We start from the raw sequence: 12,277 nt of genomic DNA on the forward strand, positions 1-12,277 counted from the left end.
TTTATCTATTTCATTATCAACAATTTATCCACTAGGAAACTTCAGTACATTAATAAGTGCATTTTCATTGTAATAGGGCTGAAAAACGACGGTTTAAAAGAAGTGCTCGGCATGTGGATTGCAGAAAATGAATCTGCGGCATTTTGGCTTACCGTCCTTACAGATCTAAAAGCTCGTGGCGTAGAGGATATACTCATTGCTTGTACCGATAACCTTACCGGTTTTACCCAAGCCATAAAAGGAGTATTTCCGGATGCAGTAACGCAGCTATGCGTCATCCATCAGATAAGGAATAGCTGTAAATTTGTATTCTGGAAAGACCGTAAAGAATTTTGTGCCGACCTGAAATGCATTTATGCTGCCACTAATGTAGAAATCGCCGAAAAAGCCCTGGTTTCCATGGATTTAAAATGGGGTACAAAATACAAATACGCCATACAGTCCTGGCAAAACAACTGGGAAAACCTAACACATTATTTTGATTACCCCATGGAAATCAGAAAGATAATATACACTACCAATACAATAGAGAATCTGAACCGTGGTATTAGAAAATACGTAACTAATCAGTCCCTGCCAATTTAGCGATATGATTGAGAGCATTCAACACAGGCTGCTTGTTTTTCTAATCCGTATCCGTGATGCTTCGCAGGATTAGGAAGTAGTTTACTACTTTCCAGGATTTGAACTTTAGTTTGACTTTCACATGGCCTATGGCCTGTTCACTTCCGTTGTTGTCGGGCGCTACTCTGGATATTGAAAGCCCTGTACTCATCCTTCGGGGGTGAAATGGAGCTATTTTTGAATTCGTTGTCACTCAGCTTTGCTTTATCACTAAGCAATAAGAGAAGATGTTCATAGTCAAATATTTAATCAGCCAACTATCAATATCAACAACCTGATTTTGTTAATATCCACTGAATCTGAGAAATCCACAAATGCATCACAGCCAAATCCGTGTAAAACCGCGGAAAATTGTTCATAACCCCCTATTTTTGAGAAAAGGTTGATTAGTTACTACTTTTTTTATATTTACGTAAACATTTATTCCATGATTGACTCTTTTCAGTTTTCTTCTCTTCCGGAGATTATTTTTGGTCAGGGGAAGAGAAACGAACTGCCTGCCGCCGTAAAAGCCTGGGGTAACAGGGTTTTGCTTCTTACCGGATCCTCTTCCATTCATGACTCCGGGCATGGAGAAGAAATTATTTCCGGTCTGCAAGCTGCAAAGCTGGAGCTGAAGCACGAGGTGATCGCACATGAGCCATCCCCTGCACTTATTGATCATATTGTAGAGAAGTACAGGCCCTCAGGGATCCAAGTGGTTGCTGCTGTGGGGGGCGGAAGTGTGATGGATGCAGGGAAAGCTGTCTCTGCCATGATTCCGGTGGAGGGGAGTATCCGGGACTATCTGGAGGGTGTTGGAGAGAAAACGCACCCTGGCCATAAAATCCCGTTCATTGCCATGCCCACAACCTCGGGCACAGGCAGCGAGATGACAAAAAATGCAGTGATTTCAGAAGTTGGAGAAACAGGTTTTAAAAAGTCCCTGCGACATGATAACTTCATTCCTGAACTGGCTATTATTGATCCGGAAATGATGCTCTCCTGTCCCGCCAGGCTAACGGCTACTTCTGGGATGGATGCCTTTTCGCAGTTGCTGGAATCATATTTGTCAACCAAAGCCAATGCCATGACCGATGCTCTGGCTCTGCAGGGTCTGAAGCATATTAAAAAATATTTGCTCCGGGCATTTCTGGAGGGTGAACAGAACCTTGAAGCTCGTTCAGGAATGGCTTTGGCAGCTCTGTTTTCGGGAATTACACTGGCACATGCGGGACTGGGACTGGTGCACGGATTTGCTTCTCCTTTGGGAGGTTTTTACCACATCCCTCACGGAGTGGCATGCGGTTCTTTGATGGCTCCTGTTTTCGCTCAGACCATAGACAATCTGCTGGAACAGCCCGATCATCCTGCCATAAATAAATTAATCATTGTCAGCAAGGTCTTTGCCGACTTTAAGTATAAACAGAATCTGGAGTATCTTCAGGCCTTCAAAGAAAAGCTGATTCATATTGCCACTCTTTTGGAAATGCCCCTTCTGTCTGATTTTGGATTAAACGAGGAAGGCATTCAAAAGGTGATTGACTGCACTTCTTATAAGTATCATCCAGTGAAGCTTAGCCATGAACAGATGGTTCAGGTTCTAAAGACCAGGATCTGATTCTTCTTCAACGCTCAGGGATTTTACACGCTCTTGCCTGATGCAAAAATAGTGTTCAAAAATGTGCTTCTCCTCCAGGGTATTGAACGCTTTTCCGGATACAGCCCTGTTAAAATCCTGTATCTGCCAAACATCAGGATTGGTAAAGGGATTAAATTCAGGATCATAATTCACCGTAGTGCCATCTTTGTAAAATTTAATGGGCTCGTCTTCATAATCCTTCAGGAGCACAATCAGGCTGTCGTAGTAGAAAGAAAAATAGGAATAAGCGTCAATTAAGTCGCAGCCAATAGAATAAAAGTCGTCTGAAACGCCTGGTTGAATCCACTCTGCATTGGCGAATTCAGAGGAGTATGGAAGCACATAAATCGGTGTGGTCGTATCATTCTTAATAGAGATCCACGAAAGATCATCATTGGCACATCCGGCCAGGGCAATAAATGCAATTATCCAAATAAATACCCTCATATTCAATCATTTAGGTATCTCAATCCCCGTATTTGATAAGAATAGCTTGATGGCAATGGCCAGTAGGATAATTCCAAAGAATTTCCTGATAATGTGCAGGCCGTTTAGTCCAAGTATCCGTTCAAAAAAGGTTGTGAGCCGGAGTACAAGATAGACAATAATCATATTTAATGAAAGTGCCACAAGAATATTTATACTATGATACTCAGCCCTTAAGGAAAGAAGTGTTGTAATTGAACCGGCTCCGGCAATCAGGGGGAAAGCAATGGGAACAATAGCCCCGGAGCCTCCAGATTCGTGTTTAAAAAGTTGAATTCCTAGTACCATTTCAAGTCCCATCAGCAGTAAGATGATAGATCCTGCAATGGCAAAGGACGATATATCCACGCCAAAAATTGCCAGCAAAGGTTCACCAATAAACAGGAACAGCAGCATAATTGCAAAGGCCACCAGGCTTGTTTTACCAGGGAAGATGGCTCCGGTCTTTGTCTTGATATCCAGAATAATGGGAATCGATCCCAGGATATCAATAATCGCAAACAGCACCATAAAGGCTGCCAGGATTTCTACCATATTGAGGTGCATCATCTGCATTATTTGCCATTTGGAATTCAGCACTGCAAATATGCTATCTTTTTAGGGGATTACAAGCAAAACACGGATGGTTTATCGGTCTTTGATTTTAAGCAGGCAACCAATGGCCCGGGTGGTGGCCGGTTCGGGTCGCTCTCCCAGGGTAAGGGCCCGGATGGCGTTTTCCAGGTACCTGTTTGAAACTGATCTGGCATCCAGGGAGTTGTCATCTATTGCTCCCAGATAGGCCACGGTGAAACCATTGCCGCTCCTCTCCAGCAGGAAGATCTGTGGGGTCCGGGTAGCCCCATAAGCCCTGCAGACCTCCTCAGTGGAGTCTTTCAGGTAGGGAAAGGGATAGGCCATCTTCCTTGCACGCAGCTGCATATGTTCAAAGCTGTCCTGGGGAGACATATCCGGATTGTTCGAATTAATGGCCACTACCGGGAAGCCCAGGTTTGCATAGGTATTGTGAAGGTCAATAATTCGCTGCTCGTAGGCCTTTGAAAAGGGGCAGGGTACGTTGGTGAATACCAGGATCAGACCTTTCTGATCCAAGTAATCGGAAAGGGATACCATGGAGCTGTCCACACTCAGCAAGGCGAATCCGACTGCTTTATCCCCGGGCTTCAGACCGCCAAAGAGCCACAGCCTGGCGGCCATGAAAAGCAGAAACACCAGTATTGCTTTTTTCACAAGATCAAAATAGCAATTTTAGACCGGATGATGCTAATACTGCCGGGTTTAATTGACCATAAAGGTCTAATTTCCCTGTGTTCAGCCCTTCGTCTTAATCGAACAGCCTATGGCCTTGGTCGTGGCCGGATCTGGATTGGTGCCGGATAACAGGGCCGAGATGGCATTCTCCAGGTATTTTATATGGACAGATGCAACATCCATGGCATTATCGTCAATGGCCCCTATATAGGCCACCTTAAATTGACCCCCTTCGTTTTTCAGCAAAAATATGTGAGGAGTTCTGGTGGCGCCATAGGCTTTATATATTTCCTGGGATTCGTCTTTCAGGTAGGGAAAAGGATATTCCCGCTCCTCCGCCTTCGCCTTCATATTGGCAAAGGTATCCTCAGGGGAAAGCTCCTCATCATTCGGATTGACAGCCACTACCGGAAAGCCCTTCACGGCATAAGTCTTATGGAGTTTTATGATCCTTTCTTCATAAGCTTTTGCGTAAGGACAGGGAATGCAGGTAAATACCACGATCACGCCTTTCTGATCGTCATAGTCAGAGAGCGAAACGGTGGTTCCATCCACATTTTTTAATGAAAACTCAATGGCATTATCGCCAGGTTTTACTCCTGCATTCACCTGCAGGACAGCTATTAGTACCCAAATCCAGGTAAGAACCATTTTTTTCATATCATCGTTTTATTTGTGAAACAAGACTGAATAATTCATCCCGGGCCACTTCCTGTTCCAGGAATACCCTGTTTTCTCTGTGATAAATAAGCGTGGCAGGGATGGCTCCTGACCAGGAGGGTTCTATCCGGTCGATCCATGAGTTATAATCCAGGTCAGTCATCTGAAGTACCTCGGCGCTGATCTCTTTTTCCTTCAGGAAAGGGAGAACCCGTTTTTCTGTCTGGCCGGGAAAATCCAGGCTTACCAGGATTACTTTCACCTCCCTGGAATCATATTGCCTGTGAAGTTCCTCAAAATAGGATATCTCTTTTACACAGGGGGAACACCATGTAGCCCAAAAATTTATCACATACGTAGTATCATTTTGCTTACTGCATAGAGCCGCCAGTAAATCACTGTCGATTTCCTTCACGGACTGACCCTGACTATGGCTGAAGATCAGCATGGAAGCAAGTATGGTGATAATTACGTATCTCATTGTCGCAAAAACAATAGAGAGCCTGTTTTGTTTGGAAGAATTGACTTTTTATAAACAATTTTAACTTTCAGTTGTAAAATACGCATGAACCAATTTTAGAAGCCCATGTCATTTACACTGGAAATAGGAGCAAAAGCACCGGAGTTCAATCTTCCGGCAACCGATGGAAATAACTATGCACTTTCGGATTTCAAAGAGGATTACCTGCTGATTTTTTTCACCTGCAACCACTGTCCTTATGTAATCGGATCGGATGAGCTAACAAGACTAAGCGCCAATAAGTTTTCTTCAAAGGGGGTGAAATTTGTAGGTATCAATTCAAACAGTGCCGGAACCTATCAGGAGGATGATTTCCCGCATATGGTAAGTCGCATGAAGGAGCATAATTTTCCATGGCTCTATCTTTATGATGAAAGTCAGGAGGTTGCTCTGGCCTACGGGGCACTTCGTACCCCTCACTTTTATCTTTTCGATCATGAGCGCAATTTATTGTATACAGGCAGGGGAGTGGATCAGCCTAAGGATTCATCCAGAATCACAGTTAATGACCTGGAGCGGGTATTGGAGGAAGTAACTGCCGGCTTAGCCGTATCCGTGCCGGTGACCAATCCCATCGGATGTAATATAAAGTGGCATGGAAAGGATAAGCACTGGATGCCCGCTGATGCCTGCGATCTGACCTGATCAGGCCGTGTATACATTTCGCAGCTGTTTCTTACCGAGGTGAATCCTGCTTTTGACCGTACCGATTGGAATTTTCATGCGCTCTGAAATCTCCTTATACGAATAGCCAGCCAAAAACATTTTAATTGGCTTCTCATATGCGCTGGGTAACATTTCAATAACCTCGTACAGCTCTTTTTGCTCAAGCTGATTGTAAGGCGACCCGTCCGGACTGCCGCTTTGCGCTGCAAAGCCGGCAAGTTCTTCGCTGTCGTGAGTCAGTTGCCGGCAATGACTGCTTCTCAAATAGTTGATATAAGTGTTCTTGAGAATGGTATAGAGCCAGGCCCTGATGTGATCATTATTGTGAAGTTTGTTGCGGTTTTTCAGGGCCTTATAGCTGGTCTCCTGTACAAGGTCCAGGGCCTCTTCCCGGTCCTCTGTAAGCTGCAGGGCGTAATAAAAGAGCTGCTCCTGCAGTTGAACCAGATCATACATGAAATAGTCAGGATCGAAGGTATTTTCCCCGATTTTCATTGACTGAGCAACTTAATTTGCAGTAAATTACAAAATTATCCGGTACGAATCAACTTGCGAATATGGAATAGTTTTCACAATTTTAAATCTCTTAATAAATTCAGTATTAAACTTCAAAAATCAATAAGATGACTAAAAAATTTCTATTACATGTATTTGCCGGTTTTTTAGCGGTTTTTTTCACTGCCGGCCTTCAGGCTCAGAACGCGCTGACTGAAGAGGAGAAAACGGATGGCTTTGTGCTGCTCTTCGACGGAGAATCTACCGACGGTTGGAGGGGATTTCAGAAAGACCATGCTCCGACTAAATGGGTGGTGGAAGATGGAACACTCCATTTCAACCCCCGGGCGAAGGGTGACGGCGGAGATATTATGATTGACCGGAAATTCTCTGATTTTCATCTGAAGCTGGAGTGGAAGATCGAAGAAGCTGGCAATTCAGGTATCCTTTACCTGGGCTCTGAGGACCCCAAATATAATGCTATTTACATGACAGCCCCTGAAATGCAGGTGCTGGACAATGCCGCACATCCCGATGCCAAGATGGGAACGAATGGTAACCGTCAGGCCGGATCACTGTATGACCTGATTCCTGCTGATCCCCAGAATTTCGCAGGTGCGGGCGAATGGAACACCGCTGAACTGATTGTGAAGGATAAGCATGTGAAACACATCCAAAACGGTGAAGTGGTTGTGGAGTATGAATATGGAACTCAGATGTGGGATGCCCTGGTGTCTCGTTCCAAGTTCCCGGGTTTAAATCCCGACTGGACCAATTTACAGGAAGAAGGCTTTATCGGTCTCCAGGATCATGGAAACAATGTGTGGTTCAGGAATATTAAAATCAAGGAATTATAAAACATACAAGATGCAAAACAGAAGGACATTTATGAAGAGTACGGCCCTTGCGGCTGCAGCCATTTCCGCAAGTAGTGTGGCAAGTGCTAGAGAAAGCAGCGGTATTCCGGTCGTGCAGGAGCATGGAAACCGTGAGGTGTTTTTTGATATCTCTTTGGCCGAGTGGTCGCTGAATAAAAAGCTATTCGGAGGTGAACTGGATAATCTGGATTTTCCAGCATATGCCCAAAAGAATTTTGATATTCATGCCGTTGAATACGTAAATCAATTTTTCAAAGATGCTGATACAGATTATATCAAGGAGCTTTTGAAGCGTACTCAGGACATTGGAGTTAAGAATGTGTTGATCATGATTGATGGAGAGGGAAATCTGGGGGATACCGATGAGGAGCAAAGGAAAAAGGCGGTTGAGAACCACTACCGGTGGGTGGAACATGCTCATATACTGGGTTGCCATGCTATCAGGGTGAATGCGGGCGGTAGAGGCACTGAAGAAGAAGTGGCTTTCTCGGCAACCAGGAGCCTTAGAACCTTAAGTCAGTTTGCAGCCGATTACGGGATCAGTGTTATTGTTGAAAATCATGGAGGTTACTCCTCACGAGCCAGCTGGTTATCCTCGGTAATCAGGAATACCGGAATGGTCAATTGCGGGGTGCTTCCCGATTTTGGTAATTTTGTGATAGACCGCAGGCCCGGTGGTGAGAAATATGATTTATACCTTGGAATGAAGGAGCTAATGCCTTTGGCAAAGGGTGTGAGCGCCAAATCGCACAACTTTGACGAAGAAGGGAATGAGGTGGATAAAGATTTCTACAGGCTTTTGAAAATAGTTAAGGATGCAGGCTTCAGGGGGTATATTGGAATTGAATATGAAGGCAGGGAACTAAGTCAGGATGAAGGTATCATGGCTACCAGGGATTTGTTGATCAAAGCAGGTAAAGCAGTTATGGAGGTATAATTACCTGCTTTTCAGATAAACGTCAATATTGCGTGCGATCTTTTCTACCAGCAGTTCCCTGGACTCCTTAGAGGCCCAGGCCATATGAGGGGTGATCAGGATTTTCTCCTTGTCGAAAAGTCTAAGTAGAGGGTTATCGGCGTTGATGGGTTCTTGCTCCATCACGTCGATGCCTGCTGCTCCAATTACATTTTCATTCAATGCTCTGGCAAGGTCCTTTTCGTTTACAATTCCTCCTCTGCCAAGATTGAGCAGGATAGCGCAGGGCCGCATCAGTTTCATTTTGTCATAAGTGATCAGGTTGCGGGTATGATTATTCAAGGGAGCGTGGATCGAGACCACATCAGAGCTTTTGAGCAGATCATCCAGCTCAAAGCGCTTATAACTTATATGATTGTTGCGTCCGGTGGTGGAGTAGAAGATTACCTCCATTCCAAAGGATTCAGCAATTCTGGCCACCTGCCTGCCGATGGTTCCGAGCCCTATGATCCCCATCCGTTTTCCCTTCAGCTCCCAAAAGGGTTCATTGTGATGAGTGAATGAAGCACTTTTGGAATAAGCTCCGCTTTTTACATAGGTGTCGTAGTAATAGGGCTTGTTGATCAGATATAACAACATGGTAAAGGTGAGCTGTGCCACAGAATCGGTTGAATAGCCGGCCACGTTTTTCACTTCAATTCCGTTACTTTCTGTATAGTTCAGATCCACATTATTGATTCCGGTAGCTGCCACGCAGATCAACTTCAGATCCGGAAGCTGTTTGAGTACCTCCTCATTCATCTGAATTTTGTTCACAATAACAATCTCTTTACCCTGGCATCTTTCAATCACCTGGTCAGGCTCCGTAGATTCATGGATTTCAAGATTACCCAGCTTGGAGAGTTGTTTCAGATTATCTACTTTCCCTATGGTCTTTTTGTCGAGGAATACAATGTTGGTCATGATTCTTGTTTTACCTTCAATTAACATATCTTTTCTGAATTGGTTCAACAGGAGCCTCTAAAACCCCGGTACAGGGTTAAGGATTGTTAAATGCTCCTTTTTCCCGAAATTATTGGATATTTTTATATCATATGCAGTTAAGGATCCTGATTCCGGCTACCTGTGCACTCTGTCTGATGCGGCTTCCTGTAATGGCGCAACCGGCCGATACTCTTTTCCAGCTTTCTGCGGTTATCTATGACGAATCATTCCTGCCTGTTCCGGCAAGCCATGTCATCAACATGAACAGTCACAAAGGTGATGTTACAGATAGCCTGGGGATATTCAGCCTGCCTGTCAGGCTGAGTGACACCCTTCTGATTCGAAACATCGCTTTTCGTGATACACTTGTCCCTGTGGCAGAAATGCAGGCAAACAGGAATGTCCGTTTGAACAGGAGACTTTACCAGTTGCAGGAGGCCCGGATCTTTGAGTGGGGTGCCAGTTATGAAGATTTTCGTGAAGCCTTCCTGGACATGCCTATGAAACAAAGCCTGGGAGCTTCCCTGGGGCTTCCCCGCCAGGATCCGGACAAAGTTCCCCTGGAGATGGACGAAGAGGCCGTAAAAAGCGCGGGTTTGCTTCTGACCTCACCCGTATCTTTTATCTATTATAATTTTAACAAGCATGCCAGGTCGGCCCGGAAAGTATACTGGTTAAAAAAGAACCGGGAAAATCAGGCTCAATTTGATGCGATTGTAAGCGGGGAGAATCTTTCAGAATTAACCGGCCTGAGCGGGTTAAAGCTTCAGCAGTTTATACTCTTTCTTTCCAGGCGGATGGTCTGTGATCTGAATAGTTCTGAGTTTGAAATCTATCAGGAGATTCACGGACTCTGGAAAATTTTCCGGGAGCAGGATGAAAAGGGGATGCTGGAAGAGGCCCGGGAAATAAAAATAAGGGAGATGTAAGACGCTTCTCCCTCTGTATGAGATTATCAATCAGGCCTTTCCTCCTCAGACCACCAGCTCTTTATCTTTGTCCCAATAGACCTTGCGGCCCTCTTTCTGAGCGATAATGCCCATGGCAGCAGCCACTCCCTCTTCGAAGGCCTGGTCAATGTTGCAACTGGGCTGTTTGTTTTCCCGGATGGCCTGGATCCATTCGGCGATATGCAGGTGAGTGGTATCCACCCGTCGTCCTCCGCGATAGGTATAAAGGAGTCCCCTGGCCGCAAAATATTGCTCCGTGGCGGTGGCAATGGAATCCACGTTCTTGCGTCCGGGTATATAGGTGTAAATGGGAAGCTCCGGATCAATAAGTCCGCTTTTGATCTGCTCTTCATACCTGGTACTCTCCCTGTCCGCATATACCGTCAGGGTATTCCCCAGTTCCATGGATCCATCATGCCCCATGATGACCTTGCCCCGGTCATGGTTACTGGCCAGTGTGGCACTGTAAAGCAGGCTGAAATCCTGATCCGGATATTCCAGAACGGCGTTCCAGACATCCGGAACCTCCCGGATTTCGTTGACATAATCGCCCCGTTTCTTGTCTTTCCAGAAATATACTCCACCTGAAGCTGATACAGAGGCAGGAATACCCATTCCAATGATCTGGTTAATGGCATCAAATTCGTGCGTGAGCAGGTCGCCCGATAATCCGGTACCATAGTCCCACCAGCATCTCCAGCGGAAGAAACGTTCCGGGCTCCAGGGATGCTTGACTTCGCAGGGTTCTTCAAATTGTGCCCAGTCGACCGTATTGGGATTGGCATCGGGATGGATGTCGTAGACCCAGGCACCGTTGGCCGAGTTCCGGTTGGTGCAGACCTCTATCAGGTTTATTTTTCCAATAAGCTTTTTGTCGATGGCCTCTTTGGCCTTTAGGTAACTCTCGGTCTGTCGTCCCTGGTGACCCAATTGGTATGTAATCCCGCTTGATTTAACCGTGTCACGGATGGCATAAGTTTCATCCATGGTCAGGCTGAATCCCTTTTCCGCAAATACATGTTTGCCTGCTTTGGCAGCATCAATGGTCATCTGGGCATGCCAGTGGTCGGGTGTCGCAATAATCACGGCATCAATATCATTGGAAGCCAGCAGATCGCGGTAGTTTCTGTACCGCTTAGCCTGCTCTCCCATTTTTCCTTCTGCACCCTCCCGGCCAATATTGGAAGCAGCGGACATGGCCCTCTCTGCATGAACATCAAAGAGGTCGCAGACCCCGGTTATCCGAATATTAAGGTCATCCTGTTCCAGGAAATTTGAGAAGCGGTTATTATTTGAATCCTTTGCTTCGTTCTGTTTCCAGGTGTCAATGGTTGCCGGCTGAACGAATCCTGCGGCCTGCATCAACTGAGTTCCACGGATTCCATATCCAATGATACCGATCCGTATAGTATCCCCGTCGTGTTTATAAGGAAGATATTCCTTCTCCCCGGCGCTCATATTGAGCTCTTTGGCCAGTTTGTGGCTGCGGATGTGTTCCTGTCTTGTTTTTCTCCAGGTGCCGTAAGCCATGGCACCCAGAACCGGTACAGTGGCCAGTCCTTTAAGTACATCCCTGCGGTTCATCTTGCTACCGCCTGCATTTTTATCTTTGTCAGTCATATCAGTTATCTATTTCTTATTGAACAGAAATCGATCCATCCCGATGATCTTCCAGGTGGGGAACAGCAAAATTACCCAGAGGGTAAGCAGTTCAATGAGGTTCTTATTAACCCAGAGGTAGCTTCCCTCTGTGGGCATCGCAAAGTTCACCCCGATGATGGCCGGATGAGACAGGTAGTAGAAGGCCAGAAGAACCATCCCGGCGATAGAAGCAATTCTGGTGAACAGGCCAACGATCAGTCCCGCTCCTATAAGAATCAGTCCCCACATATTCGCGAAATCCATGACATTTAACAAGGCCGGATTAGCTGCAATTGAATGGAATACTCCTTCAAAAAGCCCTTTGGAATCCATCAGATAACCCATGGACGACCAGTTCGGATTCAGCAGTTTGACAATTCCTTCATAGAGGAAGTGCCAGCCGATGGCAACACGCAGGATCACCAGGGACCAGAGTTGCCATTTTGAGAAATCTTTATCTTTTATCATATAGTTAGAAAAATTGGGGTAATAATTATCGACAGGCGAATTTAACCATTATTGTAATAAAAATAAGTTAGACTCGCTTTAAATTGTAAAAATCACACAATGATTTTCCGAGGTATT

General features: G+C 45.4%; 15 protein-coding genes. 6 read left to right on the forward strand and 9 right to left on the reverse strand.

Annotated features, from left to right (window positions below):
- Positions 1-585 (forward strand): IS256 family transposase (locus P1P86_03850; GenBank protein ID MDF1574309.1); only part of this gene is annotated, 585 nt, incomplete at its 5' end.
- Between the two features lie 466 nt (positions 586-1,051).
- On the forward strand, positions 1,052-2,224 hold the full coding sequence (locus P1P86_03855) for an iron-containing alcohol dehydrogenase (protein MDF1574310.1): 1,173 nt from the start codon (positions 1,052-1,054) through the stop codon (positions 2,222-2,224).
- Here the strand turns inward: P1P86_03855 and P1P86_03860 are convergent.
- The 5 genes from P1P86_03860 to P1P86_03880 all read right to left on the reverse strand — a co-directional run bounded on the left by P1P86_03860 (position 2,207) and on the right by P1P86_03880 (position 5,123).
- Positions 2,207-2,692: a hypothetical protein gene (locus tag P1P86_03860; GenBank protein MDF1574311.1), complete on the reverse strand. Its 486-nt coding sequence runs from the start codon at positions 2,690-2,692 to the stop codon at positions 2,207-2,209. The genes P1P86_03855 and P1P86_03860 overlap by 18 nt on opposite strands.
- Before the next feature lie 6 nt (positions 2,693-2,698).
- Entirely contained in the window at positions 2,699-3,265 is a 567-nt protein-coding gene (locus P1P86_03865) for a MarC family protein (GenBank protein ID MDF1574312.1), read from the reverse strand.
- A gap of 93 nt (positions 3,266-3,358) precedes the next feature.
- On the reverse strand, positions 3,359-3,961 hold the full coding sequence (locus tag P1P86_03870; protein ID MDF1574313.1) for a thioredoxin family protein: 603 nt from the start codon (positions 3,959-3,961) through the stop codon (positions 3,359-3,361).
- 81 nt (positions 3,962-4,042) lie between these two features.
- On the reverse strand, positions 4,043-4,642 hold the full coding sequence (locus tag P1P86_03875) for a thioredoxin family protein (GenBank protein MDF1574314.1): 600 nt from the start codon (positions 4,640-4,642) through the stop codon (positions 4,043-4,045).
- A 1-nt stretch (position 4,643) separates the two neighbouring features.
- Complete coding sequence (locus P1P86_03880; protein ID MDF1574315.1) at positions 4,644-5,123, reverse strand: TlpA family protein disulfide reductase; 480 nt, start codon at positions 5,121-5,123, stop codon at positions 4,644-4,646.
- Positions 5,124-5,228: 105 nt separating this feature from the next.
- On the opposite strand from P1P86_03880, the gene P1P86_03885 reads away from it, so the two are divergent.
- Positions 5,229-5,807 (forward strand): thioredoxin family protein, encoded by a 579-nt coding sequence (locus P1P86_03885; GenBank protein ID MDF1574316.1) that lies wholly within the window; start codon positions 5,229-5,231, stop codon positions 5,805-5,807.
- Here P1P86_03885 and P1P86_03890 read toward each other — a convergent pair whose 3' ends face one another.
- On the reverse strand, positions 5,808-6,323 hold the full coding sequence (locus P1P86_03890; protein MDF1574317.1) for an RNA polymerase sigma factor: 516 nt from the start codon (positions 6,321-6,323) through the stop codon (positions 5,808-5,810).
- Between the two features lie 128 nt (positions 6,324-6,451).
- Here P1P86_03890 and P1P86_03895 point away from each other — a divergent pair, with 128 nt between their 5' ends.
- Positions 6,452-7,180, forward strand: a complete 729-nt coding sequence (locus P1P86_03895) for a DUF1080 domain-containing protein (GenBank protein MDF1574318.1) — start codon at positions 6,452-6,454, stop codon at positions 7,178-7,180.
- Positions 7,181-7,190: 10 nt separating this feature from the next.
- The gene (locus P1P86_03900) at positions 7,191-8,138 is read left to right on the forward strand and encodes a sugar phosphate isomerase/epimerase (GenBank protein ID MDF1574319.1); all 948 of its coding nucleotides are present in this window, start codon (positions 7,191-7,193) and stop codon (positions 8,136-8,138) included.
- Here the strand turns inward: P1P86_03900 and P1P86_03905 are convergent, their stop codons facing one another.
- Positions 8,139-9,080, reverse strand: a complete 942-nt coding sequence (locus P1P86_03905; GenBank protein MDF1574320.1) for a D-2-hydroxyacid dehydrogenase — start codon at positions 9,078-9,080, stop codon at positions 8,139-8,141.
- A 131-nt stretch (positions 9,081-9,211) separates the two neighbouring features.
- On the opposite strand from P1P86_03905, the gene P1P86_03910 reads away from it, so the two are divergent.
- Complete coding sequence (locus tag P1P86_03910; protein MDF1574321.1) at positions 9,212-10,030, forward strand: hypothetical protein; 819 nt, start codon at positions 9,212-9,214, stop codon at positions 10,028-10,030.
- A 45-nt stretch (positions 10,031-10,075) separates the two neighbouring features.
- Here P1P86_03910 and P1P86_03915 read toward each other — a convergent pair whose 3' ends face one another.
- A complete protein-coding gene (locus P1P86_03915) occupies positions 10,076-11,671 on the reverse strand; it encodes a Gfo/Idh/MocA family oxidoreductase (protein ID MDF1574322.1) in 1,596 nt (531 codons plus the stop codon).
- A 9-nt stretch (positions 11,672-11,680) separates the two neighbouring features.
- On the reverse strand, positions 11,681-12,160 hold the full coding sequence (locus P1P86_03920; protein ID MDF1574323.1) for a DoxX family protein: 480 nt from the start codon (positions 12,158-12,160) through the stop codon (positions 11,681-11,683).
- Between the last annotated feature and the right edge of the window lie 117 nt (positions 12,161-12,277).

The organism is Bacteroidales bacterium, assembly GCA_029210725.1.
Taxonomy (GTDB): Bacteria; Bacteroidota; Bacteroidia; order Bacteroidales.

What these genes read in the sequence shown, in the direction of transcription:
- P1P86_03865 (MDF1574312.1), bottom strand. Translation starts at nt 3,265, where the DNA reads ATGGTAGAAATCCTGGCAGCCTTTATGGTGCTGTTTGCGATTATTGAT.
- P1P86_03905 (MDF1574320.1), bottom strand. Translation starts at nt 9,080, where the DNA reads ATGACCAACATTGTATTCCTCGACAAAAAGACCATAGGGAAAGTAGAT.
- P1P86_03900 (MDF1574319.1), top strand. Translation starts at nt 7,191, where the DNA reads ATGCAAAACAGAAGGACATTTATGAAGAGTACGGCCCTTGCGGCTGCA.
- P1P86_03915 (MDF1574322.1), bottom strand. Translation starts at nt 11,671, where the DNA reads ATGACTGACAAAGATAAAAATGCAGGCGGTAGCAAGATGAACCGCAGG.
- P1P86_03890 (MDF1574317.1), bottom strand. Translation starts at nt 6,323, where the DNA reads ATGAAAATCGGGGAAAATACCTTCGATCCTGACTATTTCATGTATGAT.
- P1P86_03880 (MDF1574315.1), bottom strand. Translation starts at nt 5,123, where the DNA reads ATGAGATACGTAATTATCACCATACTTGCTTCCATGCTGATCTTCAGC.
- P1P86_03875 (MDF1574314.1), bottom strand. Translation starts at nt 4,642, where the DNA reads ATGAAAAAAATGGTTCTTACCTGGATTTGGGTACTAATAGCTGTCCTG.
- P1P86_03920 (MDF1574323.1), bottom strand. Translation starts at nt 12,160, where the DNA reads ATGATAAAAGATAAAGATTTCTCAAAATGGCAACTCTGGTCCCTGGTG.
- P1P86_03860 (MDF1574311.1), bottom strand. Translation starts at nt 2,692, where the DNA reads ATGAGGGTATTTATTTGGATAATTGCATTTATTGCCCTGGCCGGATGT.
- P1P86_03885 (MDF1574316.1), top strand. Translation starts at nt 5,229, where the DNA reads ATGTCATTTACACTGGAAATAGGAGCAAAAGCACCGGAGTTCAATCTT.
- P1P86_03895 (MDF1574318.1), top strand. Translation starts at nt 6,452, where the DNA reads ATGACTAAAAAATTTCTATTACATGTATTTGCCGGTTTTTTAGCGGTT.
- P1P86_03855 (MDF1574310.1), top strand. Translation starts at nt 1,052, where the DNA reads ATGATTGACTCTTTTCAGTTTTCTTCTCTTCCGGAGATTATTTTTGGT.
- P1P86_03910 (MDF1574321.1), top strand. Translation starts at nt 9,212, where the DNA reads ATGCAGTTAAGGATCCTGATTCCGGCTACCTGTGCACTCTGTCTGATG.